General features: G+C 30.9%; 23 protein-coding genes. 16 read left to right on the top strand and 7 right to left on the bottom strand.

What is annotated here, in order from left to right:
• Positions 1-190: 190 nt before the first annotated feature.
• Positions 191-1,267, top strand: a complete 1,077-nt coding sequence (locus GFV00_RS01940) for a bifunctional 3-deoxy-7-phosphoheptulonate synthase/chorismate mutase type II (RefSeq protein WP_160556513.1) — start codon at positions 191-193, stop codon at positions 1,265-1,267.
• Between the two features lie 65 nt (positions 1,268-1,332).
• Complete coding sequence (gene rsgA / locus GFV00_RS01935; RefSeq protein WP_160556514.1) at positions 1,333-2,244, top strand: ribosome small subunit-dependent GTPase A; 912 nt, start codon at positions 1,333-1,335, stop codon at positions 2,242-2,244.
• Between the two features lie 103 nt (positions 2,245-2,347).
• Here the strand turns inward: rsgA and GFV00_RS01930 are convergent, their stop codons facing one another.
• The 5 genes from GFV00_RS01930 to GFV00_RS01910 form a co-directional block, all read right to left on the bottom strand.
• On the bottom strand, positions 2,348-3,736 hold the full coding sequence (locus GFV00_RS01930) for an efflux transporter outer membrane subunit (protein ID WP_160542401.1): 1,389 nt from the start codon (positions 3,734-3,736) through the stop codon (positions 2,348-2,350).
• A 25-nt stretch (positions 3,737-3,761) separates the two neighbouring features.
• Positions 3,762-6,917 carry an efflux RND transporter permease subunit gene (locus GFV00_RS01925; protein ID WP_160556515.1) on the bottom strand — a complete coding sequence of 1,052 codons (3,156 nt, stop codon included), beginning with the start codon at positions 6,915-6,917 and terminating at the stop codon, positions 3,762-3,764.
• 57 nt (positions 6,918-6,974) lie between these two features.
• Complete coding sequence (locus tag GFV00_RS01920) at positions 6,975-8,123, bottom strand: efflux RND transporter periplasmic adaptor subunit (protein ID WP_160556516.1); 1,149 nt, start codon at positions 8,121-8,123, stop codon at positions 6,975-6,977.
• Between the two features lie 2 nt (positions 8,124-8,125).
• The gene (locus GFV00_RS01915; RefSeq protein WP_160556517.1) at positions 8,126-8,659 is read right to left on the bottom strand and encodes a MarR family winged helix-turn-helix transcriptional regulator; all 534 of its coding nucleotides are present in this window, start codon (positions 8,657-8,659) and stop codon (positions 8,126-8,128) included.
• A 301-nt stretch (positions 8,660-8,960) separates the two neighbouring features.
• Positions 8,961-9,830: a mechanosensitive ion channel family protein gene (locus GFV00_RS01910; RefSeq protein WP_160556518.1), complete on the bottom strand. Its 870-nt coding sequence runs from the start codon at positions 9,828-9,830 to the stop codon at positions 8,961-8,963.
• Between the two features lie 397 nt (positions 9,831-10,227).
• Between GFV00_RS01910 and rbfA the strand changes: the two genes are divergently transcribed.
• The 6 genes from rbfA (at position 10,228) to GFV00_RS01880 (ending at position 17,665) form a co-directional block, all read left to right on the top strand.
• Positions 10,228-10,587, top strand: coding sequence for a 30S ribosome-binding factor RbfA (gene rbfA / locus GFV00_RS01905; protein WP_160556519.1), 360 nt, complete (start codon positions 10,228-10,230; stop codon positions 10,585-10,587).
• Between the two features lie 3 nt (positions 10,588-10,590).
• Positions 10,591-11,772 (top strand): ABC transporter permease, encoded by a 1,182-nt coding sequence (locus tag GFV00_RS01900; protein WP_160556520.1) that lies wholly within the window; start codon positions 10,591-10,593, stop codon positions 11,770-11,772.
• Positions 11,773-11,934: 162 nt separating this feature from the next.
• Positions 11,935-12,858 (top strand): UTP--glucose-1-phosphate uridylyltransferase GalU, encoded by a 924-nt coding sequence (galU, locus tag GFV00_RS01895; protein ID WP_160556521.1) that lies wholly within the window; start codon positions 11,935-11,937, stop codon positions 12,856-12,858.
• A 518-nt stretch (positions 12,859-13,376) separates the two neighbouring features.
• Entirely contained in the window at positions 13,377-15,797 is a 2,421-nt protein-coding gene (locus GFV00_RS01890) for a TonB-dependent receptor domain-containing protein (RefSeq protein ID WP_160556522.1), read from the top strand.
• Between the two features lie 17 nt (positions 15,798-15,814).
• A complete protein-coding gene (locus GFV00_RS01885; RefSeq protein ID WP_160556523.1) occupies positions 15,815-16,405 on the top strand; it encodes a hypothetical protein in 591 nt (196 codons plus the stop codon).
• A 141-nt stretch (positions 16,406-16,546) separates the two neighbouring features.
• Positions 16,547-17,665 (top strand): hypothetical protein, encoded by a 1,119-nt coding sequence (locus GFV00_RS01880; protein WP_160556524.1) that lies wholly within the window; start codon positions 16,547-16,549, stop codon positions 17,663-17,665.
• Here GFV00_RS01880 and GFV00_RS01875 read toward each other — a convergent pair whose 3' ends face one another.
• Positions 17,666-18,910 (bottom strand): D-alanyl-D-alanine carboxypeptidase, encoded by a 1,245-nt coding sequence (locus GFV00_RS01875; protein WP_160556525.1) that lies wholly within the window; start codon positions 18,908-18,910, stop codon positions 17,666-17,668. It lies immediately after the preceding gene.
• A gap of 106 nt (positions 18,911-19,016) precedes the next feature.
• Between GFV00_RS01875 and GFV00_RS01870 the strand changes: the two genes are divergently transcribed.
• The 8 genes from GFV00_RS01870 (at position 19,017) to GFV00_RS01835 (ending at position 25,614) form a co-directional block, all read left to right on the top strand.
• Entirely contained in the window at positions 19,017-19,352 is a 336-nt protein-coding gene (locus GFV00_RS01870; protein ID WP_160556526.1) for an MmcQ/YjbR family DNA-binding protein, read from the top strand.
• 51 nt (positions 19,353-19,403) lie between these two features.
• Positions 19,404-20,060: a CBS domain-containing protein gene (locus tag GFV00_RS01865; protein ID WP_160556527.1), complete on the top strand. Its 657-nt coding sequence runs from the start codon at positions 19,404-19,406 to the stop codon at positions 20,058-20,060.
• A gap of 15 nt (positions 20,061-20,075) precedes the next feature.
• Positions 20,076-20,951, top strand: coding sequence for an NAD kinase (locus GFV00_RS01860; protein ID WP_160556528.1), 876 nt, complete (start codon positions 20,076-20,078; stop codon positions 20,949-20,951).
• Positions 20,952-21,250: 299 nt separating this feature from the next.
• Positions 21,251-22,225, top strand: coding sequence for a ribonucleotide-diphosphate reductase subunit beta (locus GFV00_RS01855; RefSeq protein WP_160542246.1), 975 nt, complete (start codon positions 21,251-21,253; stop codon positions 22,223-22,225).
• The gene (locus GFV00_RS01850; RefSeq protein WP_160556529.1) at positions 22,226-22,519 is read left to right on the top strand and encodes a hypothetical protein; all 294 of its coding nucleotides are present in this window, start codon (positions 22,226-22,228) and stop codon (positions 22,517-22,519) included.
• 8 nt (positions 22,520-22,527) lie between these two features.
• Positions 22,528-24,177, top strand: a complete 1,650-nt coding sequence (locus tag GFV00_RS01845; RefSeq protein ID WP_105297435.1) for a ribonucleoside-diphosphate reductase subunit alpha — start codon at positions 22,528-22,530, stop codon at positions 24,175-24,177.
• A 146-nt stretch (positions 24,178-24,323) separates the two neighbouring features.
• Positions 24,324-24,935: a J domain-containing protein gene (locus tag GFV00_RS01840; RefSeq protein WP_160556530.1), complete on the top strand. Its 612-nt coding sequence runs from the start codon at positions 24,324-24,326 to the stop codon at positions 24,933-24,935.
• 103 nt (positions 24,936-25,038) lie between these two features.
• Positions 25,039-25,614, top strand: a complete 576-nt coding sequence (locus tag GFV00_RS01835; RefSeq protein WP_160556531.1) for a hypothetical protein — start codon at positions 25,039-25,041, stop codon at positions 25,612-25,614.
• Between the two features lie 82 nt (positions 25,615-25,696).
• On the opposite strand, the gene GFV00_RS01830 is transcribed toward GFV00_RS01835, so the two are convergent.
• Positions 25,697-26,074, bottom strand: a complete 378-nt coding sequence (locus GFV00_RS01830; RefSeq protein WP_160556532.1) for a copper resistance protein NlpE N-terminal domain-containing protein — start codon at positions 26,072-26,074, stop codon at positions 25,697-25,699.
• Between the last annotated feature and the right edge of the window lie 16 nt (positions 26,075-26,090).

Below are 26,090 nucleotides of genomic sequence, written 5' to 3'. Positions count from 1 at the left end.
ATGAATAATGTACAACTAATATTTCGTATGGAAGAAAAACGAAAAAGCAAATTATTATATTTCATTCTCTTTTGTAGTTTTTTACAAAAAAACTTCTCATATAAGCATAAAAAATTCTCTTAAAATGCAAAATACTTTATGACATTTAATAAAAAAATTTTAGATTTACATACTTTTAGAAAACATATTTATGAGTTTACAAGATTTAGACCAGAATTGGATTAAACAATTCGAAAAGCCTTTAGTAATAGCAGGGCCGTGCAGTGCAGAAAGCGAAAAGCAAGTTATTGAAATAGCTGAGCGAATGGATCGGAATTATATGCAGGTGTTTCGTGCCGGTATTTGGAAACCTCGTACTAAACCCGGAAGCTTTGAAGGGGTAGGGGCTATAGGTCTTAATTGGCTTAAAAGGGTAAAAGATGAATTTAATATGCCTATAGCTACGGAAGTAGCGAATGCTTCTCATGCTAAATTAGCTTTGGAATTTGATGTGGATTACCTTTGGATCGGAGCTCGTTCAACCGTAAACCCTTTTACCATACAAGAAATAGCAGAATCTTTACGAGATACAGATAAAATCGTTTTAGTTAAAAATCCTGTTAATCCTGATTTAGATTTATGGATCGGGGCATTGGAAAGATTGGCAGCTCAAGGAATTAAAAATTTAGGGGTTATTCATAGAGGTTTTTCTTCACACAATAAATCAAAATATAGAAATAACCCTCAATGGCAGATAGCCTTAGAACTTAAAGACCGATTCCCCAATATTCCTATTTTAGGAGATCCCTCACATATAACAGGAAGAAGAGATTTAATTGCAGAAGTAGCTCAACAAGCTTTTAACTTAGAATATAACGGATTAATGGTTGAAGTCCATAATAATCCGGATGAAGCTTGGAGTGATGCCAAACAACAAATTACGCCTGAAGCCTTGAAGGATATTTTGGTAGATATTACTTTACGAAAAAAGAATGATAATTCAGATGATTTTTCAGCCAAATTAAACCGATATAGAGGAGAAATAGATGAGTTGGATAACCAATTGTTAGGATTATTAGCTGCCAGAATGGATGTTGCAAAAAAAATCGGAAATCTTAAAAAAGAACATAATGTGGCTATATTTCAACCCGATCGATGGAATGTGTTAAAAAACTTAGCCATTCGCAATGGAGAAAGAATGGGATTATCAGAAGATTTTTTAGAACATCTTTTAGTTTCCATTCATAAAGAATCCGTTGAATTGCAGAATAAAATTATGGAAGAATAATCATAAGTTTTAGATAGTAATAAAAATGCATCAATTTAGGATGCATTTTTTTATATTTTTGAGTTATGAATGAAGCAATCGTACTAAAATCTACAGGAAGTTGGTATTTGGTAAAAGACATAACAACGGGAAAAGTTTATAATGCTCGAATTCGCGGAAAATTCAAAAAAGATAAAATTAGAAATACTAATCCTTTAGCTGTAGGAGATCGCATACAATACGAATTAGAAGATCATGATATTGCTTGGATAACGAAAATTTATCCTCGAAAAAATTATATTATTCGCAAATCGGTTAATTTATCTAAAGAAACACATATTATAGCATCCAATATAGATTTGGCTTGTATAGTTTTTACCCTAAAACATCCTCAAACCTCTTTAGGTTTTCTAAACAGATGCTTAATCACTTGTGAAGCCTATCAGATTCCTGTTTTGATTGTGTTTAATAAAATCGATTTGTTATCCGAAACGGAGTTAGAAGAATTGCAAGAGATTGAAAATATATATCAAAATATTGGATATTCAACCTTACGAATTTCTGCTTTAACCAATTTTCATATAGAAGAGTTGAAAAATAAAATAAAAGATAAAACTTCTGTATTTATAGGACATTCAGGAAGTGGAAAATCTTCTACCATTAATGCTTTACAAGAAAATTTAAATTTAAAAGTAGCGACTATATCAAATTATAATGAAAAAGGGAAACATACCACCACATTTGCGCAAATGTATGAATGGGATTTTGGAGGCGCAATAATTGATATACCCGGTATTAAAGAATTTGAATTAGTAGACATTCATAAAGAAGAATTACAAGATTATTTTCCCGAAATTTTAAGCGAAAAGGTTTATTGCAAGTATAATAATTGCTTACATATCAATGAACCGCAATGTGCCGTTATTGAGGCAGTCAAGGAAGGTAGAATATCAGAAAAAAGATACTCACATTATTTAAAGTTAATGCATGAATTATAATAATACGTGTGTTTACATTTTAGTTAACTGGGAATTTATAACATAAAATAAAAAAGTCGGATTTTTATAAAATCCGACTTTTTTAATACATTACATCTTTGGTTTAGTTAACACCTCCACCTAAAGCTTTGTAAAGGTTAATTGAAGCTTGTAATTGTTGGAGTTTATCATTTACTTGACTTAGTCTTGCATTTAATAAGTCTCTTTCAGCATTTAAAACTTCTGTATAATTAGCATCGCTGTATATTAATAATTGTTTAGTATAATCAACAGATTTAACTAAAGAATTTATCTGTAAACTTCTGTCGTAGTCTTTACTTTTAGCTTTTTCATAAGCAAATAAAGCATTAGAAACTTCAACACTTGAATTTAAAACCGAATTTTTGAAATTAAGCAAGGCTTCTTCTTGTTGAGCTTGTCTTATTCTCAGTTGGCTTCTTAATTTTCCTTGATTAAAAATAGGTTGTGTTAAACCTCCTACCACACTTGCAAAAAGACTGGAGTGATCAAAGAAATTATCTAAATTCTTTAAGGTAGAATACCCTGCATTACCGGTAATTGTTAAAGAAGGATATAAAGATGCTTTCGCAACATTGGTATCTTCAAATGCAGCACGATACGCAAGTTCATACATCATTACATCAGGTCTTTTTGACAATAATTGAGCAGGCACTCCATAGTCAAATTGACTAGGAACTGTTTGTTGTGCCATTGAAGATCTTTGTATAGGTCCGGGAGTTCTTCCCAATAAATAACAGATGTTGTTTTCCAAAGCTTTGATATTATTTTCCAAATCAGGAACACTCACTTGAGTAGAGTATAATAAAGCTCTGCTTTGTTCAACAGCTGCACCGGTTACTATGTTAGCTTCTTTTAGATCTTCCATAGTTTTCACATTATCTTCTAATAATTTAATGGTGTTTAGCGTTATTTTCAATTGTTCATCTTGAGCAATTAGAGAATAATAATTATTTGCAATATTTGCCACTAAAGAAGTTTGAACTAAACGTCTATATGCATCACTTTGAAGATAAGAAGCCAAAGCTGATCTTTTGGCACTTGAAATTTTTCCCCAAATGTCAAGCTCCCAGCTTGCAGATGCTCCCAATTGGAAAACTTCTGAATGAGTTTTAACTCCGTTTCCTTGAACAGTATTTAATTTACTGTTAGAGTAAGAAGCGTCTGCAGACAAACTAGGTAAATAACCTAGTTTGGCAGAACGAAGCGCAGCTTCAGTTTGTTTTATTCTCGTAACAGCAATTTTTAAATCATAACTGTTTTGAATACCTTCATTAATCAAGCTTTGCAAATTTGGATCTTTGAAGTAATCACTCCAAGGAATATCTGCAATAGTAGTACTATCTTTAACAGGCATATCCCTGTACAATTGATTATCGGTTATCTGAGGTTTCTCATATTTAGCGGTAATACATGAACTAAGTACTACGGAAACTAATAATAGGGTTGTATATTGAATTGGTCGAATTTTCATTCTTAATTCTTTTATTTTGTTATACTTATTCATCATCATCATCATCGTTATCGTTTTGTTCTCTTAAAACCACTGAAGGTTTATGCGTTGCCTTTTCCTGTAAAGATTGGAATACAGCAAACAGCATAGGAGTAACTACTAATCCAATTACAGTACCAATTAACATACCACCAATAGCAGCTGTACCGATTGAACGGTTACCAACAGCCCCTGCACCGGTTGCTACCATTAACGGGAATAATCCGAAAATAAATGCAAAGGAGGTCATTAATATAGGTCTTAAACGGGCAACGGCACCTTCAACGGCAGCATCAATGATACTCATTCCATGCTCTCTACGTTGAACTGCATACTCTACGATCAAAATAGAGTTTTTCGCTAATAAACCGATAAGCATAATTAAACTGATCTGTAAATAAATATTGTTTGTAATTCCGAATAATTTAGCGAATAAGAAAGCCCCTGCTAAACCTATAGGTAAAGAAATGATAATAGCTAAAGGTAAAATGTAGCTTTCATATAAAGCTGATAATAAGAAATATACGAAAATCAAACACAATAAGAATATATAAACAGTTTGTGAACCACTGTTGTTCACTTGCTCTCTGGTCATTCCTGAATATTCGAAAGAATATCCTTGAGGAAGCGTTTGTTTAGCAACTTCTTCAATAGCTCTAACCGCATCACCGGCACTATATCCTGCATTGGGTTGTCCATTTACAGGTATGGATTGGTAAAGGTTAAATCTTTGTAGAGATTGCGGACCGTACACTCTAGTCAAGGTAATAAATCCGGCAATTGGTGCCATTTCACCACTATTGGTCCTTACATACATTCCATTAAGATCTTCCACATTTTTTCTGTATTTAGGATCTGCCTGGATCATAACCTTATATTGTTTACCGAATTCATTGTAATTAGAAGCATATACACCACCAATGTATCCTTGTAACGCACCTAAAATGTCTGTTACGGCTAAACCTGCTTGTTTAACTTTAGCAACATTTACATTAATTTGGTATTGCGGAAAGTTCGGGTTGAATGAAGTAGTTGCATACATGATTTCAGGTCGTTGATTTAACGCTCCTAAGAACTTACCGCTGATTTCAGAGAATTTACGGATATCACCTCCGGTTTTATCTTGAATTTGGAATTCAAATCCGTTACTGATACCGAAACCTTGAAGGGTAGGAGTTCCGAAGAAGATAATCTTACCACCTTGTATTCCTGCTGTTCTAATGAACAGTTGTTTTACTACATCGTTTATTTGGATTTTAGGACGCTCTTTCCACGGTTTTAATTTTACTAATATTACGGAGTAGTTTCCTCCCGCACCACTAATAAAGCTCATACCGTTAATTTGAGCAACATTGGATACTCCTTCAATTCCTTTCGCAACTTCAAATACTTGTTTAGCAATAGCTGTTGATTGCTCAAGTGTTGAAGCCGGAGGGAGACTTATATCCCCGATGATAAATCCACTATCTTCTTGAGGCACAAAGTCGGTAGGAGTTGTTTTCATCAGAAAATACAAAATTCCGCAGAAAACTATAATAATTGCAAATGCAGACCATTTAGCTTTAGACGTCCAAATTAAAACTTTTTTATATCTGTTGGTTAAACTTTCAAAAGCTCCGTTGAATCCGTCTTTTAATTTTTTAACAACAGAATTTTGTTTTTTGTCATCATGAGGTTTTAATAATAATGCACATAATGCAGGACTCAACGTAAGCGCATTGATCGCAGAAAGTACAATAGAAACCGCTAAGGTTAACCCGAATTGTTTATAGAAAACTCCTGAAGTTCCACCAATAAAACTAACCGGAATAAACACTGCAGACATTACCAATGTGATAGCTACAATTGCTCCCGCTATTTCGTCCATCGCATGTAAAGAAGCTTTTTTGGCATCTTTCATTCCGTCTTCCAATTTAGCATGGACGGCCTCGACGACCACAATCGCGTCATCCACCACGATACCAATTGCCAGAATTAAAGCGAATAAGGTTAAAATGTTAATGGTAAATCCAAATATTAACAAGAAAAAGAATGTACCTACGATAGCCACGATAACTGAAATTGCAGGAATCAAAGTAGATCGTAAATCTTGTAAGAATACCAAAACAACGATAAATACTAATACGAATGCTTCAAATAAGGTATGAATAACTTTTTCAATGGAAGCATTAAGGAAATCGTTCGCATTCATCATATATACAGTTTCTACTCCCGGAGGATAAGAACTTTTTGCATTATCTAAAACTTTTTCAACTTCGTTGATAATTTGTTGTGCATTAGAACCTGCAGTTTGCGCAATACTGATAATTACAGATGGATTTCCGTCGATGGTAGAAGTAATTTGATAGTTTTCAGAACCAACTTCCACTCTTGCAATATCTTTTAATCGTAAAACATCTCCATTTGGAAGAGATTTTAAAACCATATCACCGAATTGTTCAGTACTTACTAAACGACCGGTGTATTTTAACGTATAGGTAAATGTTTGTGCACTATTTTCACCTAATGCACCGGGAGCTGCTTCTAAGTTTTGCTCTGCTAATAAAGCATTTACGTCAGCAGGAGTAATACCGTACGTTGCCATTACGTCAGGTTTCAACCATATACGCATGGAATAGGTATTAGCACCTCTCGCTTGAGCATCACCCACTCCAGAGATTCTTTTTATCTGAGGTAATATGTTAATGTTGGCATAGTTTTGTAAAAATTTTTGATCGTAGTTTTTACTTTTACTAACTAAACCGATAAACAAGATATTACTACTTTGTGTTTTTTGTACAATCACCCCGTTTTTGGTTACTTCCGATGGAAGTAAACTGTTGGCACGAGCTGCCAAGTTTTGAACGTTAACGGCAGCAATATCAGGGTTCGCATCTTGTTTAAAATAGACTGTAATGGTAGCACTACCGTCATTGGTTGCACTCGATGTTATATAAGTCATGTTTTCAACTCCATTGATTTGTTCTTCCAATGGAATGATAACACTTTTCATGACCACGTCGGCATTTGCTCCCGGATAGTTTGTAGTTACCTGTACCGTTGGCGGAGCAATTTCGGGATATTGGGCAACCGGTAGAGAAACTACCCCTAAAATACCCAGAATCACAATTATAATGGATATAACTGTGGAAAGAACGGGTCTTTCTATGAATGTTTTAAGCATTGTTTTATTTCTTTTTTATTATTTAAAGTTATAATACTTCTTTTTACGTTAAGAAAATTAAAGTTGAGGTTTGATCTCCATTCCCTCTTTTAAATTCTGGATTCCGTTAACAACTATTTTATCGTTTTCGTTTAATCCTGAATTTACGATAAAGGATTGTCCATCCGGTGTTGGAGTAACTTTGATGGTTACTTGTTTCACTTTATTATCTTTTTGAACTACGAAAACAAAGGTTTGACCTTGAATTTCAAAAGTTGCTTTTTGCGGGATAACCAAAGCATTTTCAACAGTTGTACTGATTCGTATGGATCCGGTTGAACCACTTCTTAAAATACCTTGCGGATTAGGAAAACTAGATCTGAAATTTGCAGAACCTGTAGAAGTGTTTACAATACCGTTGATAGTTTCAATTTTACCTTTTTCATTGTATTCGGTACCGTCAGCTAAAATTAAAGTAACCGGTTCGGATTTTTTAATTTTTTCTGCTTGAGTTGCTCCCGGTGTATTTTTAAGGAAATCCAATAATTGTTTTTCGTTTAAAGAAAAATATACATATACATTGGAAGTATTCGCCACAGTGGTTAAGGTAGTGGTACTATTAACTAAACTACCTAAACGAAAAGGTATGGAACCTACAATTCCATTAACCGGACTGGTAAGAACGGTATAAGATAAATTGGTATTCGCAATAGCTAAAGCAGTTTGTGCTTGATTTAAAGCGGCACGTTTAGTCTGTAAAGCATATTGCGCGGATTCTAATTGATATTTACTTACAATACCTTTTTCAACCAAAGGGGTAATTTTAGTTACATCCATAACTGCATTGTCAACTTGGGCTTTTGCTGTTTTAATGGCAGCTTCTGCATTTAATACATTTTGTTTGTATTGTGGTGCATCCAATGTAAATAAAACTTGTCCTTTTTTAACTACAGAACCTTCGTCAACATTAATTGTTTTTATGAATCCTTCAACCATAGGTCGAATTTCAATATCTTCTTCCCCTTTTATAGTTGCCGGATAATCTGTTTCCAACACAGCAGTTTGTGGAGTAACAACTTTTACGGGGTAGGGTAGCACTTGATTGGCTTGCCCGCCCATAGCAGCCATACCTGCTGCATTTTTCTTATCACCGCCACAAGACACATACAATGTGGATGTTGCAGCAGTGAATAGCAAAGCTATAATTTGTATTTTTCTGAGTTTCATATTTATGATTTTTCTAAATTATTGATATTATTAAATTCGTATTCTTTACAACAAGTTTTTTTAATTTCATCAGTATAGATATCGTCATCTAAAAGAGTTACCAAATTTTGTTGAAATTGGTTTTGTTGATCTTTTAATGAACTAAAAAATGATGTATTGAATTTTTTTATAATCTTAGTTGCATCTTTAATAATTGATTTTCCATCTTCTGTTAATGAAATTAGTTTAGTTCTCGAATCTTTTTTGTTAAATTTTCTTTTAATCCATCCTTTCTTTTGTAATGTTCGTAAAACGGTAGAAGTAGTCATGGGATCAATACCTGCTTTATCTGAAAGGCCTTTTTGAGTTACTTCGGTCTGGTTAGTTTCTCCCCATAAAATAGATAAAAGCAAAACTAATTGGCTATGTGTCAAATCTAAGTGTTCAAAGTTTTTTTTAAATTCTCTTTGCCAAAGATTATTTACTTTCCAAAGCAGAAATCCTGTTTTGTCGCTATCTGTAATATTTAGGAGAAATCCCTTATAATTAGTTTGCATAATTTTTCTTTAACAAAAATTGAAAGTGCAAATATAATATGTATACTTACTAAAATACAAATTAATGTTTGTTAAATTTATAAGTTTCCATATAATAAGTGTGCTTATTAATCGTGTTTTACAATATCAAATACTAAGCCAAAATGTATTTGACCTAAATATTTGACGGTGCAAATATATAGTTATTTTAACAATATGAATAAATTTTTAACTTAAATTTTTAAAGACATTCGTAAAATTTTTCAAAATAATTAAGTTAGTTTAAAGGGAAGCTAGATTTTTAAAAAGCTAGTTTTAGCTATTAATTATCATTGGCCATATGCACGGTAAGCTGAGGGAATGGTATATTAATTTTGGCATGTGTAAATTTCTCATAAATGTTTTCATTGAGAAAGAAATAAACTGGCCAATAGTTGGATGATTCAACCCAAACCCTAATTACAAAGTCAATAGAACTGTCATTTAATTTTAATAATCCAATGAAAGGTTCAGGAGACTTTAATATGGAAGTATTAGATCTGATAATTTCATTAAGAATGTCTTTGACATCTTGAAGTGAAGTTCCATAATCGACCCCTATGGTTATATCTATTCTTCTTTGTGGTTGCGTAGAAAAATTAAGTATGGATCCTGTGGATAATGGTCCGTTAGGGATATAGATGGTTTTATTATCACCGGTCGTTAAAACTGTATATAATATACCAATGGATTGCACCACTCCTTCTTGATTTTGAGCTAAGATATGATCTCCAATTTTTATAGGTTTGTTAAAAAGAATCATGACTCCTCCGGCAAAATTTCCAAGATTGTCTTTCATTGCCATACCAATAGCCAAACCGGCAGAAGCAATTAATGCTGCAAAGGAGGTGGTTTGTATTCCTAAAATGCCAATTATGGACATAACCAACAAAATGGTTAATGTAATATTACATAAACTTCCCAAAAATGACTTTACGGAAGGATCTATTTTTCTCCTTTCTAAAAATTTATGAAATAATTTTTCAATCCATTTTATTAAAAACCTTCCCAGGTAATAAACCACTAAGCAGGTAACAATTTTTATTCCCAGATCATAAACCAAATCAAGTAATTTATTTAGCAATTTTTCAATAGCTGTGGGATTGATTATTTCGTTGGAAATTGATTGATGATTTAATTGGTACAAATTCATTTTTAATTTATTTATTATCTATTAATTATACATTATTATATATATAAGCAAAAATAATACTATTTTATAATTAAATCTTCGAGTTATTAAGATATTAGAAAAAATAGTTTATCCGTCTGAAATTTTTATTTGTTGAATGTTTCACTTTTTTTTGATAAATTATAATTTACTGGTTAATTTAATAGAACTTTATTTATTTTGGTAAATAATTACTAAAATACATATAATATATTATAAAAAATTGATACGTATAAAATAAAAATTAATAATTATAAATTAATATAAATTATAGATATAACGTAGTGAATATAAAGTAATTTGAAAAGTTAAATAGAAATAAGATTATAAAATTAAAATTTTTGCAGTACTTAAAATTATCTAAATTTGTAAAATAGTTATGGAAAGCAATAGACAAAAGAAAATAAATCAATTATTACAAAAAGAGTTAGCTGAAATTTTTAGAAAACAATCAGCGGAGATGAATTCTAAAATACTAATATCTGTTACCGAAGTAAAAGTGTCTTCAGATTTAGGAGTGGCTAAAGTCTATTTAAGTATTTATCCGCAAGAGTACAGAGAGGCCTTAATGAAGGAAATACAAATTCTTAATCCAAAAATTAGAAAAATTTTAGGTGATAGAATTGCTAAACAGGTAAGGCAAGTTCCCGAATTGATATTTTATCTTGATGTAACCTTAGATACAGTTGAAAAGATAGAGAAAGCTTTAAAAGGCAAAGATGAAAATCCTATTTTGTAATTTGTGAAAAATCTATCCTGGTACATAGCCTTCAGGTATTTTATATCCAAAAAGAGCACTCAAGCTGTAAGTATCATTATGTATACTTCTTTAACAGCCATAGCGATTGCTACCTGTGCAATGTTTGTTATCCTTTCGGTGTTTAGTGGATTAGAGAGTTTTAATATTAAACTTTTTAGTGATGTAAATCCCGATCTAAGAGTTTTACCTGCAACAGGTAAAACCTTGCCTGATGTTGAACGGGTTGAAAAAATTCTTTCTTCTCATTCAGAAGTTAAAGCATTTACGAAAGTCATAGAAGAGAAAGTATATGTTTTGTTTTATGAAAAGGATGAAATAGCATATCTTAAAGGGGTGGATGAAAATTTTTTGAAAGTTGTAAAAATCGATACTTGTTTTCAAGCGGGTAAATTTCCTAACACATCTTCCGATAATGAAGCAGCTTTTGGTAATGCTTTAGCCTATCGTCTGGGTGTTCCTATTGATAAAGAATATTACGCTTCTTTATATATGCCTAAGCCGGGGAAAAAATTGATATCTAATACGGATGATGCATTTAAAAAAGCAACGGTGCATATGACAGGGGTATTTGCTTTAAATGATCAATATGAAAATTATATTTTTGTACCCATACAGTTATCACGCAATCTTTTGAATTTACCTCCTAATAGTGCTTTTTCTATTGAATTAAAAGTTAAGAACAATGTAAAATCCTTGCAAAAGCAATTAAAAGACGAACTGGGAAAGAACTATATCATTCAAAATAGACAAGAGCAAGATGCTTCTTTTTTAAAAATGATGAAAGTGGAGCAATTGTTTATTTATTTGATATTTATTTTAGTAATTATAATTGCCTCATTTAATTTAGCGGGGGCTATTATTATTATTATATTGGATAAGAAATATCAATCCAAATCGCTGATTGCTCTGGGATATAGCATTTCAGGATTAAAAAAATTATTTTTTACCATTGGTATTATCATAACCATGTTTGGAGTTGTTATAGGTATAGTACTAGGAACCTTTTTGACCTGGTTACAATCTAATTTCGGACTAGTAATGGCAAATCCTTTTATGCCATTTCCGGTTAAATTCGATCTTACTAACTATCTTATTGTATTGATTACTGTATTATTTATAGGATTTTCTGTATCATTTTTATCGTCGAGAAAATTAAATTTTTAAAATGTTTTTTTATTTAAATAATTAATTTAATATTGTTCATTGAAAGAAATTGAAGTTCATTTTTTCTATATTTGTATAAAATAAAATATGAATTAACAAACATAAATAAATCATTTATATATTTTATTGAACTAGCTATTTTTAACCGTTATTTATAAAATTATGAAAAAAGTAAAAAAGGCCGTTATTCCGGCTGCTGGTTTAGGTACCAGGTTTTTACCAGCTACAAAAGCATTGGCTAAAGAAATGCTTCCTATTGTAGATAAACCTACTATCCAATTTATAGTAGAAGAGGCTATAAACTCCGGTATTGAAGATATCTTAATTGTAACCGGCAAAGGAAAACGACCTATAGAAGATCATTTTGATTCCAATCCTGAATTAGAAGCTAATCTTAGAGAAAAGCATAAAACGGAATTATTAAAACTCGTTGAAGAAACGACTGATATAAATTTACATTTTATTAGACAGTCTCATCCTAGAGGATTAGGACATGCTGTATTACAAGCAAAAGCATTTGTAGGTAATGAGCCTTTTGTGGTAATGTTAGGAGATGATATAATGGAAGATAAAATACCATTAACAAAGCAATTAATTATGGATTTTGAAAAAACCTATGCTTCTACCATTGCAGTAATGAAAGTTCCCCATGAGGAAACTTCAAAATATGGAATTATCGCTCCTGAAAGAGAAATTGAAAAAGGGTTGTATAATGTGCTCAACTTTGTAGAGAAACCCAAGCCGGAAGATGCTCCCAGTGATCTGGCAATTATCGGTAGATATTTATTGACCCCTGAGATATTTAGTATTTTGGAAAATCAAGCTCCCGGAGCCGGTGGTGAAATTCAATTAACAGACGCAATTGATACACTAAATAAAATTCAAAGAGTCTTTGCTCGTAATTTTTGCGGTACCCGTTATGATGTAGGAGATAAATTCGGTTTTATGAAAACTAATATTCAATATGGTTTAGTCCATCCACAAATAAAAGCTAGTTTACATGACTACATTATTGAATTGGGCAAAGAATTAGAAAAAAAACAAATTGCAGAAAAAGAAAAAATAGCTGTAGTCACTAAAAAATAATAAAATAAAAAATCTTTCAACTTCATGAAAGATTTTTTTTATTTATATTTGCATCCAAATAATTTATACAATCTAAAGTGAAATTTCTTCATTTCAATAAAATACGAATTATCTATCTTTTATTTTCGATAGTATTCGTATTTAAGATATTTTCTATACATGAATATATTCACTTAGAACAACATAAAATAAACAAAATTAGTCATGATCATTGCCAACAATGTCATACTATTTTTCATTTAGGAAAATATCAATTATTTGATGTAGCGGAAGATTCAATATTTGTACTACCTCATCACTCTGAAATAATTAATCACCCTGAAGATATTTATACCTTTATATTTTATAAAAATATAAATAAATCTAATTATTTCAACAAGCCACCTCCTAAATTTTCATAAAAATAATAATATGATGCGGATTTTTTAATAAAAATTAAAAAAAAAGATCCGTATTTATATCTTTTTTTAAAGGATATAACTTTTTTCAATTAAGTCATACCTTATATTATTTGTTTTATGAAAAAGACAATATACGTTTTTTTTACATTTTTTATTTTATTGAATATAAAATCGTATGCTCAATGTACCTTGCATATTAAAGGTAAACTTACCGATTTACATTCCACTCGTGGAATAAAAAACGGTTCTATTCAGCTCATAGCAACTAATGGAAAAGAATCCATAACAATAACTGATTTATCCGGAGAATATACTATTTCCAATGTTTGTCCAGGAGTGTATCGACTTATCTTTTCACATCCTGACTATACTACTCAAACGTTAGATATAACAGTAAAGAATAATTTAAATCAAGATATTTCATTAGAACATAATGAAAAAGAATTACAACAAATAGTAACTGTTGGAAAATCTTTAGGAAAAACTAAAACTTCAACAGAAAATAAATTAACCAAAAATCAAATTAATGAATTTTCGGATACTAACTTAGCTAGTGCATTAGCTTCGATTGCAGGAGTGAGTATATTAAAAACGGGAAATAATATAGCTAAACCAATTATTCATGGATTGCATAGCAGCCGAGTGCCCATATTTAATCATGCCATAAGACAGGAAGATCAACAATGGGGTGTTGAACATGCTCCGGATATTGACCTTAATGTTGCCAATTCCATTTCAATCATTAAAGGAGCGGGAGCATTACAATATGCGGGCGATGCTACTGGGGGTATCGTATTGGTTGAACCAAAAAAATTATATACAAAAGATACTCTTACGGGAAGTCTTATAACTTCCTATGTTTCCAACGGCAAAGGAGGAAATACTACAGCCCAAATTGAAAAAGGATGGAAAAAAGGATGGGCTATGCGCTTACAAGGTACTTATAAAAGATCCGGAGATCTATCAGCGCCTGATTATATTATGTCTAATACGGGGCTTAAAGAAAATGATTTTTCAATTCAAGTAGGTAAAAATCAAAGAAATTACGGCATTGAATTATTCTATAGTTATTTCGGTTCAGACACTGGGATTTTAAAAGCAGCGCATGTAGGTAACCTGGAAAATCTTTTAAATGCCATCAATAATAAACAACCCTTAGTTATTGATGATTTTACGATGAAAATTGATGCGCCCAAACAGAAAATTCAGCATAATTTATTTAAATTCAATACTCATTATAATTTTAATTTTGGTAAATTAAGTTTAGTGTACGGATATCAATTTAATAATCGGAAAGAATATGATATCAGAAGAAGCGAACTTGCCGACAAGGCGTCTCTCAATTTGGATTTAACTACACATACTCTCAATTTAGATTACGAATCGATTGCCCATACTAAGCTTAAAACAAAATTAGGAAGCGGCTATTCTTATCAAGAAAATTTTCCAAATACTGGTACCGGCGTAAGTCCATTAATCCCATTTTATGAAAAAAATAATTATTCCTTCTATTGGATTGAATATTTTAGTATTAGTAAAAAATTACTAATTGAAGGAGGAATACGATTTGATCATCAAAAAATAGATGCTTTAAAATTTTATAAAAAAAGCCGATGGGTATCTTTGGGTTACGATAAAAAATATTCAAAAAAAATACTTAAAGATACCGGTCTTAATTATTTGGTAAATCCGATTCTTACCTATAACGGTTTTGCATCTACTTTAGGCTTAAAATTAAAGTTGGGAAAGTTTGATGAAATTACATTCAATTATTCATTAAGCAGTCGAGCACCCAACCCAAGTGAATTATTTAGCGACGGATTGCATCATTCAGCCGCAGCTATTGAATTGGGAGACTTAGACTTAAAAAATGAGAAGTCTAATAAGTTCATGACAACCTATAAAGGGCTTGGATTGGATAATAAGCTAACTTTTGAATTAACGGCTTATTATAATTATATAAATGATTTTATAAACTCAATTCCTGTAAGTGCTGAATATACGATTAGAGGAGCATTTCCGGTTTGGCAATATAAACAAACCAATGCTAAAATTTACGGTATCGATGTAATGGCTGATTATCAAATATTGGGACCATTGAAATTTTCCACTAATTTTTCTTATTTGAGAGGAAATGATATAAAAAATAAAACGTCCTTAATTTCCATGCCTCCTTTGCAATGGATCAATTCAATAGAATATAAAAATAAAAAATGGAGAAATTATTTTGCAAAACTTACTTCCACTTCGGTGTTTAAGCAAACGCACTTTCCTAATTATAATTTTGAAATTGACATAGTGAAAAATGGAGCAGTGGTTTCGGAAACATTAGATATTAGTTCTCCTCCTGCTGCTTATCAGCTATTTGATTTTATTACCGGTTTTTCATTCGATATCACAACCATACACACGATGAATATTTCATTAGGTGTAAAAAATATTTTTGACACCGCATACAGAGATTATATGAATCGGTTGCGTTATTATACGGACGAAAGCGGAAGAAGCTTTTTATTAAAAATACAATTTAACTTTTAAAAATATACAATACATATATGAAAATTAAAAATTTAATTTTTTGGTTACCGTTAACTTTACTTTTAGTTACTATTTTTTCTTGTTCTTCCCATGACAGAGATGACATTTTAAATTCCCTACCGGAACACGATCACGATGAAATGTCAAAGGTGATATTGCAATTTAGAAATAGTTCAGACCCAAATTTAATTCGAGAATATGTTTACGAAGTACCGGAAGGAAGCACCGAAATACCGATTACGGATATTAGCTTACCCACAGGAACGTATAATGTTGAAATAAAATTTTATTCACAACATGAAAATCATTTACACGATTTGACCGATGAAATTTTTATTGAAGATGCCGATGATCATTTTGTATTATATCAGAAGGTTGATTCTAAAGGGTTAAGCATTACCTATGCTGATTATGATAATATTGATACATTAGGCAGAAAGTTAGGACATCATACAGTGTGGACCGTAGAAGATCAAGCTTTTTCAACGGTGTATATTTATTTACTGCATCAACCGGCAAAGAAAGATCCTGAAGCCACTTCTGCAGCATTATTAGGTGGTGAAATTGATTTAGAAGCTCATTTTAATGTTAATTTACAAAATAATTAATAAAAAATTGTATAATCTATAATAAAACTCATACAACTTTTGTTTATATTATAAATTAATCTTAATAAGTTAATCAAATTACTTATTAAGTATATTTTATATATACTATAAAATTATAGTAAATAGAAAAACTAACGTTGTATGAAAATTAACTGTTTATTATTGGCAATATCGTGTTTATCTATAAGTAAAATCAATGCACAAATTAATGCATGCTGGAAGTATATATCTGTAAAAAATTATTACAGTTTGGGTATACATTATAATGGATCTTTATGGGGCTGGGGAAAAAATGATAAACGACAATTAGGAGATGGCTCCGACCAAAATAAGTCTCTCCCAACCGAAGTGGATCTTTCCAAAAAATGGAAATTGGTGTATTCCGGTTACAATCATTCATTAGGTATAAAGTCAGATGGTTCCCTATGGGGATGGGGATTGAATGATAATGGTCAGTTAGGTCAAGGAACTAACTATACCAAAATTTATCCGGTTCAAATTGATCATTCCAATTGGAAAAGTGTTTCCGCTGGAGAATATCACTCATTAGCTATAAAAGAAAACGGTACTTTATGGGCATGGGGAAGCAATGAAGAAGGTCAGTTAGGAGATGGCACCACCGACGATAAAAATAAACCGATTAAAATAGGAAATGCAAGATGGAAATCTATAACGGCCGGTTTTAATTATAGTATGGGAATACAGGAAGACGGGACATTGTGGGGGTGGGGTAATAATGAAGACGGGCAGTTAGGGACTGACCAATTTAAATACTCGAATATTCCTGTTCGAATTGGTTACAGTAAATGGAAATACATTACGTCCGGATTTGACTATACTTTAGGAATTCAAGCAGATGGTAGCCTTTGGGCTTGGGGATACAATGAATTTGGCCAATTAGGTGATAAATCCAATCGGGATAAAGATTTTCCTGTTCGTATCGGTCATTCTAAATGGAAAATGGTTGCTGCAGGAGAATACCATTCCTTAGGCATACAAGAAGACGGTTCACTTTGGGGATGGGGAAAGAATAATAGCGGACAAGTAGGAGACGGAACCCAAGTTAATAAAAATCTCCCCGTATTATTGGATCATTCCCAATGGAAAACAGTTTCCGCCGGTTTTGAACATAGTATAGGCATCCAAGAAGATGGGAGCTTATGGGGATGGGGGAGGAATGATTACGGAGAACTTGGATTTGGAATTGAATTTAGCAGAAATATTCCTACGCAAATATCCACATGTGCTGTAAAACATTGATTAATAAAAATCTCTCACATATTCCAATACTTCTTGCATCTTCTCCTTTATTTCCCCGGATGGACCTTGGAAATTGTTATTCATAAAGCTAAAAATCAATACTTTTCCCGAATTGGTTTCTAAATATCCGCTCAGGTTTGATACTCCTTTCATTCCTCCTGTTTTTGCAAATATATACGGCGGATTCCCTTTATAATTATTTTTTAAAGTTCCACTAACTCCTCCTGCCGGAAATAAAGAAATTAATCTTTTATACGGGATTTCTTCATAGAGCTTAGTTAGAACATAAACCATATCTTTAGGAGTAAAATTATTATATCTGGAAAGTCCGGATCCATCAACCCATCTGGGTTTTTGTGGCAAATCTTTTAAGTAAGATGATAACATAAGATTTATTGCAGAGGAGCTGTTTAATTTATCTGAAATGGAAAGACTTCCCATCAGAAGAATTTGTTCAGCTAAAAAGTTATCACTTACAACCATCATTCTCCTGTATAAACTGTCGCCGGGTATGCTATATAAATAGGAAGGTTTTTCAATAGGAAATTTTTGGGTTAAGTAAACGGATTTATTTAGTTCTCTTTCCAGTAGTATTTTAGTTAACGAATCGGAAGTAATAAAGGGTATCTCCATTTTTTTATTATCGGAGTAATGAAACTTATTTTTTCTTAAATCTCTTACAATTTCTTTATAATCCAATTGTACATCATTTATAAAATAAGAGGGATATACTTGAGTTGGTGAAGAAATAGTTACTAAATTTCCGTACATAGGAAAAGAAGTGCGTTCGGGTGAAAAATATTCTTTATAATCTTCCCAAGACCAACCGGGGCCGTAAATAGTATCATCAAAATTTTTTGTAAATAAAGCTATAGTTTCTTTTCGATTTTTTAAAAATTCAATTACTTTATTTTGTTTAAAATAGGGTTCCAATAGGGTTGGATCTCCTGTTCCACAAATATAAAGCGTGTCATTTTTGGAAACATATTTTAGGGAAGGTATAGAATCAGAAATTAATTTCAATCCGGTATATAAGGTAAAAATTTTTACATTGGATGCCGGAATAAAATACTTATTACCATTATAATTAAAAATTTCCTTTTTTTGCACAGGATCATATAAATAAAAACCGGCCCACTGTTTTGTATAAAAATCAGAATCAAAATGTTTAATTAAAAATGTTTTTTGTGAATAAAGAGATATACTTATCAAAATATAATAAACTATAAAAAATATTTTTTTCATATGATAACTAATTTATAGCATTTCATTCAAATGTACTGCTATGAAATCTTATAATCTAATTTTTTATCTTAAATTTAAAATTTTTAAAATTTAAGCTAATCAATCTATGAATATCGAAGAATTTAGAGAATATTGTTTACAATTTTCAGATGTGGAAGAATGTTTGCCTTTTGATGAAAAAACTTTAGTTTTTAAAGTAAAGGGTAAGATGTTTGCATTGACAAATCTATATGATCCGGATTTTAAGATAATTTTAAAGTGTGAGGCAGAATATTCATTGGAGTTAAGAGAAAATTATTCGGAAATACAACCCGGATATCACATGAATAAAAAGTATTGGAATACAGTTTTTATGAATGGAAATTTAACGGATGATTTTATAAAAAATCTTATTAAACTATCTTATACAGAGGTGCTTAAAAAAATAACTAAAAAGAGATGAACAAAATTTTAAAATTTTGGTTACTCAAAAATCTTATTATATCTTAGCATAATGATAATTACCAATTATATTTCAAATGATGTATTAACTCTTTATGAAAATGACAGCGTTGGAAGAGCAGAGCAATTGATGATTGATCTGGGAGTTAGCCATTATCCTGTTATAAGTAAAGGAAGGGTAAAAGGAAATATAGGTTTAAATATCATTAGAGATTTAGATAAATCAGAATCATTAAAAGATCATCTTTTAGATTTAGAACAGTTCTATCTACTTGATAGTGCTATACTTTTTGATTCCTTACGAGTTTTTAGCGAAAATGAAACTAATATAATCCCAATCTTATCTTACCAAGAAAAATTTTTGGGAGTAGTATTAGAAGAAACAGTTATTGATGAATTGGCCTCCTTTCAGTTTACTACCGAATATGGAGTTTATATGATCATTACGACTCCTATAAAAAAATATTCTTCCAGTGAAATATCGAATATAGTAGAAAGCAATAATGGAAGAATATTAGGGATGTTATTAGTCAATACCGATGAAGACTCAACTCAAATAGTACTTAAGATTAGTGCAGAAAATATAAGTTCCATTGGTGATACTTTCGAGAGATTTGGATATCAAATTTCCAACAAATACTTTGAAGATTCCAAGCAAGAGCTTTTAAAAGAGAGATTTGATCAATTGCAAAAATTTATGGAAGTATAAATTAATTATAATTCAATGATAGTAGGTGTATATGGAAAAGTAGTTCACAAAGAAGATTATGAACTTTATTCGGCTTTTTTTCAACAATTAGAAAAAAAAGGTATAACCATTTATGTATATGAATCCTACGTAAAGGAATTAGAAGAAATGTTAGGATTAAAAAATCCCGGCTTTATTCCATTCACCAAAAAGAAAGGGCTTCCTAAAGAAACCAAATTATTATTTACTTTTGGCGGAGACGGAACTATTTTGTCTACTGTTGCTTATATTAAAGGATCTAATATTCCGATTGTGGGAATCAATACAGGAAGATTAGGATTTTTAGCCACATTTCAGAAAAATGAATTTTTAAAGGAATTGCCCCATATTTTAGATGGTAATTGCACTATAAGTGAACGTTCCGTATTAGAAGTGAAAAGTAATTTTCATAAATTTTTGCCTTATGCCATAAATGAAGCTGCGGTAATGCGTAAGGATACAACCTCAATGATAACCATCGATGCCTATGTAGATAATATATTTCTGAATACCTTTTGGGCAGATGGTTTAATTATATCCACACCTACCGGTTCAACGGGCTATTCTTTAAGTTGTGGAGGCCCCATCATTTATCCTAAAGCCGATATAGTAGTTATTACCCCAATTTGTCCGCACAATTTAAATGTAAGACCATTAATTTTAAAAGATGATGTAGAAATACGGTTGAAAGTTCATAGTAGATCGGAAAAATATTCTTTGTGTCTGGATTCACGATATAATACGGTAGGAATAGACGATGAAATAATCATAAAAAAAGCACCATTTAAAATAAAAATAGTCAAGTATAATAATTACTCTTATTTTAAAAATCTTCGGGAAAAATTAAAATGGGGAACTGATTCGAGGAATTAAAAAACTTGTTTTTTCAATTCAAAATAAAATTGTGTGTTTATAACTTCTTAATATCTTTTGAAATTCTCTTGGGTCAAATATGTTAAATATTTATAATTTTAAATACATAGTAAGTGCCTAAAACAAAAGAATTAATTAATTGAAAGAAAGTTAATTATAAAAATCATAAGATTATAAAATTTGAATATAAGAGTTTGTATATGTTAAAAATTATACACGAGACCGGCTCTTATAAAGAATTTTCTGTCTTTTAAAAATAAAGTAAAAATTATTAAAAAAAGAAAAATAAATTAAGGATTATGTCAATATTTGATAGAAGAATTAATTACAAGCCTTTTGAATACCCTGAAATTTTACAATTTACAGAGGCAATTAATCATGCCTATTGGGTACACTCAGAAGTAGATTTTACTGCCGATATACAGGATTTTCATTCGCATTTAGAAGACAGAGAGCGAAATTCAATCAAAAACAGTTTATTAGCAATTGCCCAAATTGAGGTCGCAGTTAAAAGTTTTTGGGGAAATATATATCAGCATTTTCCAAAGCCGGAATTCAATGGATTAGGAAGTACTTTTGCGGAATGTGAATTTAGACATTCAGAAGCTTACTCAAGATTGTTGGAGGTTTTGGGATATAATAATGAATTCGAAAAGTTGTTGGAAATTCCTGTTATCAGGGAAAGAGTGGAATACTTAGATAATGCATTAAAATATGCTAAATCCGATGACCGAAAAAAATACGTAGTATCACTTATTTTATTTACTATTCTTATCGAAAATGTATCTTTATTCAGTCAATTTGCCATAATCTTATCATTTACAAGATTTAAAGGTCTGATGAAAAATGTTAGCAATATCATTGGTTGGACTTCGGTAGATGAGCAAATTCATGCCAATGCGGGAATCTATTTAGTTAATAAAATTAAAGAAGAATATCCCGACTTTTTTGATGAAGATACCATTAAGCACATTCAAGATACCGTTAAGAATTCAATCATCATTGAAGGTAAAATATTAGATTGGATATTTGAGAAGGGAGAAGTAAACTCAATTGAAAAAGAAAATCTCCTAAACTTCATGAAATTCAGGGTAGATGAAAGCTTACAACAAATAGGAATGGAACGGTTATATCATGTTACGCCTGAGCAATACAAACCTATGGCATGGTTTGAAGAGGAAGTATTTGCCAATAGTTTGGACGACTTTTTTGCGAAAAGACCTACCGAATATACCAAATATGATAAAAGTATAACTGAAAACGATTTATTTTAAATGGGAGATTTTTATTTAATTAAAGCCAATTTTATATATCTTGATTTTAATGCAACCATCGAAAGAGAAATTGCTACCAAATTAGAAGACAGAGATCGTCATATAGAAATATGGGAGGAGTTAGTAGAAATAATTTCAGGATATCTTCGAACATTTTCTTTATCTGAAATATATGAAATGCCTTTTATTGATGAAGAAGGAAAAGATAACGGGTATTTTTTAAGAAGAATGGCAGTAAATAATGAAACCGGATTAAAAGGTAAATTAGAATTAATGGTTAAAAGATTAGATTAATATATATTATGAGCGAAAAACTTTGGTGGAAAAATTCGGAAAGTGAACAAATATTAAATAGGGGGTATCTTCTAAAGGGAGAGACGGTTGAAGGAGCAATTGATCGTATTACTTCCGCTGCCGCTCAACGATTATACAAACCTGAACTAAAAGAAGCTTTTCAGGAAATGATTGAAAGGGGCTGGATGAGTTTAAGCTCACCCATATGGGCAAATATGGGAACAGAAAGAGGATTGCCTATATCATGTTTCAATGTTCATATTCCTGACAGTATAGAAGGAATAACTCATAAATTAGGAGAAGTAATCATGCAGACCAAAATTGGCGGAGGTACTTCCGGTTATTTTGGAGCTTTAAGAGAAAGAGGATCAGCGGTTTCGGATAATGGCAAAAGTAGTGGAGCGGTAAGTTTTATGAAATTATTTGATACTGCCATGGATACCATATCTCAAGGGGGAGTGAGAAGGGGGGCTTTTGCAGCTTATTTGGATATTGATCATCCCGATATTGAAGAATTTTTATCCATACGCGATATAGGAAATCCGATTCAAAATTTATTTTTCGGTATATGCGTTCCTGATTATTGGATGCAGGAAATGATTGACGGAGATATTGATAAAAGAAAAATTTGGGCTAAAGTTTTAGAAAGTCGTCAACAAAAAGGTTTACCTTATATATTCTTTACTGATAATATTAATAAAAATAAACCACAGGTATACAAAGATAAAGGAATGGTTATTCATGCTTCTAATCTTTGTTCAGAAATTATGCTTCCTTCCACAGAAGAAGAATCTTTTATATGTTGTCTTTCATCCATGAACTTGGAATTATATGATGAATGGAAAGACACGGAAGCAGTAAAATTAGCCGTATTCTTTTTGGATGCCGTTTTACAGGAATTTATTGTAAAAACAGAAGGTAATTATTACTTGTCACCCGCAAATAAATTTGCTAAAAAGCACAGAGCACTAGGCTTGGGAGTTTTAGGATGGCATTCTTATTTGCAAAAAAACATGATTCCTTTTGAAGGAATGGTTGCTAAACAAAAAACCGTTGAGATTTTTAAATATCTGCAGGATAAATCCAATAAAGCAACTGAAGATTTAGCCAGAATTTACGGAGAACCAGAATTATTAAAAGGTTATGGAAGAAGAAATTCTACTTTATTGGCTATTGCGCCAACCACTTCATCTTCTGCGATCTTAGGTCAAACATCGCCGGGGATAGAGCCGTTTAGTTCCAATTATTACAAAGCGGGTCTTTCTAAAGGTAATTTCATGCGTAAAAATAAGTATTTGGATATGCTTCTTACGGAGAAAAATATTAATAATGAAGACACTTGGAGAAGTATTATGCTAAATGGTGGAAGTGTACAGCATTTAAAAGATTTATCATACGAAGAAAAACAAGTTTTCAAAACTTTTAAAGAGATCAGTCAATTGGAAATTGTTCAACAAGCCTCTATAAGACAAAAATATGTGGACCAATCCCAGTCTTTGAATTTAAATATACCTGCAGAACTTCCGGTAAAAGAGGTAAACCGATTATTAATAGAAGCTTGGAAATTAGGTATTAAAACTCTTTATTATCAAAGAAGTCAAAGTGTGGCTAAAGAGTTGGTGGTTAATTTGGTTAATTGCAGCAGCTGTGAATCGTAGTAATTATAACTATCTTATATCCTATAAAAAGACTATTTTTAAATAGTCTTTTTTCGTTTAAATGTTTATCAATCGGTGTAAATGTATTTTAAATAGCTTATATTTGTACCGAATGTTCTTTTTAATACTGGTTGTAGCCTAAAATAATGAAAGATTTTTATACTATATTAGAAGTCGATCCGACTGCATCGCGTAAGGAAATTAAAAAATCTTATAGAAGATTAGCTCTAAAATATCATCCTGACAGGAATTTAAATAATAAAGATAATGAAAAGCTTTTTATAGATATTAACGAAGCATATCATATTTTATCTAATGAAGAATTTCGTAAAAATTATGACGTAAGATACAGAAAAAAAATATCTTCTTATTCTCAACCCATTACACCTTATATTTTTTTAAAAAAGTTTCAGGATATTCGTAAATTTATTTATGATAGAGGCATTAATAAAATAAGTAAAAATGCGTTATATTCAGGATTGGAAAAATTATTGTCTGATGAAAATATTAACTTCTTACTTTTAAAAAGTGATAAAGAAGTTCGTAAGCAGATTATAATTGAAAATTTAAAATGTATAAAGTTTTTACCATCTTTAGATAAAGAAAAAATCATAATCAAGCTTTTAAAATTAGCCGATAATGATCATAGTCTTGTAGCTCTTATTAGTTTCACTACTAATCAGACGGAAAACAAGTATTTTTTTACCTCTATTTTTTCAAAGTTTACTTATAAAATAAAACAAATGTTTGTTCCATAAATTAATGGATTCAAACAATAGGCTAAAACAGACGTTATCGTTTGAAATTGTAATCTTAAAGCCAAAAAAATTAGATATATTGTAAGATACTAAAATAATTATAATGAAAAAAATTGTATTCGTTTTCACTCTACTAATGATTTTAAACAGCGGAGAGCTGTTTTCACAAAATAAAACCAATAGGATAACAACTACTAAATTAAAAAAGAAAAGCCTTATTTTAGGTCCCAAATCTGCGGCTAAAATTAAAGAATTATTTTTTACTGCTAAAGGATTTAAATTACCGCAAAAAATAGAGGCAATCAATACTATAGCTACTTATACGGGTGCAGAACCCATCGAAGGTTCAGGAAACATTTATACTTGGGATTTCACGAATGGTTTTCAAATTAGTGCAATATCAGAGGGTGGCGGGCGATTAGGAAGTAATGATAAAATTTCATTGGTTAGTTTTAATTATGGAGGAATCAATTCAGTGGAATTATCGAATTCAATTGTCTTACATCAATCTTCTCTAAGTTCCATTGAAAAAATATATGCTAAGCGTTTAATAAAATTTAAAAATACGAAACAACCTACATATAAAGTAGTGACAGATAAAATTTATACTACTTTTTACTTTAATGAAAAAAATATTTTAATAAGTTTATCTATCTCAAATTATGATTTAGAATTTTAAATATTTATTTCAAAAAATCGACAAAATTTATTGAGAATGAAATAATCAAGTAATATTAAACTTACTTGATTATTTATATAGATTATTGTTTAATTAAATATTCTTCGGTATCGTATTGACCTGTATTGTCAAGATAGTACAGTTTTTTTTCAAAAGCTTTAAATTTAAAACCAAACTTATCTAAAGCTATCGTTGAATTTTTTCTATCCCAATTGAAATTACCTTGTTCATAAATAATTGATCCTTTAGAATCTTCGTCAGTAAAAAGTTGAATTTTTAACTTATATGTATTACTCTGATCTAAAGTCAGAACCACAAATTCGCAATCATCACATGAAATACTTCCTTGATAAGTACCGATAAATTTCTTAGGTAAAGTATCCCTAATTGAAGAAGATACTGATAAAGAATCAGTTTGGTTAGAAGATTTTATTGTTTGTTTCTTATCGCAACTGCTCAAAAGGCAACTAAATATA

The sequence above is a fragment of the Apibacter sp. B3935 genome, assembly GCF_009827705.1.
Taxonomy (GTDB): domain Bacteria; phylum Bacteroidota; class Bacteroidia; order Flavobacteriales; family Weeksellaceae; genus Apibacter.
This window is presented reverse-complemented; position numbering and strand designations above follow the sequence as displayed.

Coding starts and splice junctions, on each gene's coding strand:
- GFV00_RS01940 (WP_160556513.1), top strand. CDS start 191: ATGAGTTTACAAGATTTAGACCAGAATTGGATTAAACAATTCGAAAAG.
- rsgA (WP_160556514.1), top strand. CDS start 1,333: ATGAATGAAGCAATCGTACTAAAATCTACAGGAAGTTGGTATTTGGTA.
- GFV00_RS01930 (WP_160542401.1), bottom strand. CDS start 3,736: ATGAAAATTCGACCAATTCAATATACAACCCTATTATTAGTTTCCGTA.
- GFV00_RS01925 (WP_160556515.1), bottom strand. CDS start 6,917: ATGCTTAAAACATTCATAGAAAGACCCGTTCTTTCCACAGTTATATCC.
- GFV00_RS01920 (WP_160556516.1), bottom strand. CDS start 8,123: ATGAAACTCAGAAAAATACAAATTATAGCTTTGCTATTCACTGCTGCA.
- GFV00_RS01915 (WP_160556517.1), bottom strand. CDS start 8,659: ATGCAAACTAATTATAAGGGATTTCTCCTAAATATTACAGATAGCGAC.
- GFV00_RS01910 (WP_160556518.1), bottom strand. CDS start 9,830: ATGAATTTGTACCAATTAAATCATCAATCAATTTCCAACGAAATAATC.
- rbfA (WP_160556519.1), top strand. CDS start 10,228: ATGGAAAGCAATAGACAAAAGAAAATAAATCAATTATTACAAAAAGAG.
- galU (WP_160556521.1), top strand. CDS start 11,935: ATGAAAAAAGTAAAAAAGGCCGTTATTCCGGCTGCTGGTTTAGGTACC.
- GFV00_RS01890 (WP_160556522.1), top strand. CDS start 13,377: ATGAAAAAGACAATATACGTTTTTTTTACATTTTTTATTTTATTGAAT.
- GFV00_RS01885 (WP_160556523.1), top strand. CDS start 15,815: ATGAAAATTAAAAATTTAATTTTTTGGTTACCGTTAACTTTACTTTTA.
- GFV00_RS01880 (WP_160556524.1), top strand. CDS start 16,547: ATGAAAATTAACTGTTTATTATTGGCAATATCGTGTTTATCTATAAGT.
- GFV00_RS01875 (WP_160556525.1), bottom strand. CDS start 18,910: ATGAAAAAAATATTTTTTATAGTTTATTATATTTTGATAAGTATATCT.
- GFV00_RS01870 (WP_160556526.1), top strand. CDS start 19,017: ATGAATATCGAAGAATTTAGAGAATATTGTTTACAATTTTCAGATGTG.
- GFV00_RS01865 (WP_160556527.1), top strand. CDS start 19,404: ATGATAATTACCAATTATATTTCAAATGATGTATTAACTCTTTATGAA.
- GFV00_RS01860 (WP_160556528.1), top strand. CDS start 20,076: ATGATAGTAGGTGTATATGGAAAAGTAGTTCACAAAGAAGATTATGAA.
- GFV00_RS01855 (WP_160542246.1), top strand. CDS start 21,251: ATGTCAATATTTGATAGAAGAATTAATTACAAGCCTTTTGAATACCCT.
- GFV00_RS01850 (WP_160556529.1), top strand. CDS start 22,226: ATGGGAGATTTTTATTTAATTAAAGCCAATTTTATATATCTTGATTTT.
- GFV00_RS01845 (WP_105297435.1), top strand. CDS start 22,528: ATGAGCGAAAAACTTTGGTGGAAAAATTCGGAAAGTGAACAAATATTA.
- GFV00_RS01840 (WP_160556530.1), top strand. CDS start 24,324: ATGAAAGATTTTTATACTATATTAGAAGTCGATCCGACTGCATCGCGT.
- GFV00_RS01835 (WP_160556531.1), top strand. CDS start 25,039: ATGAAAAAAATTGTATTCGTTTTCACTCTACTAATGATTTTAAACAGC.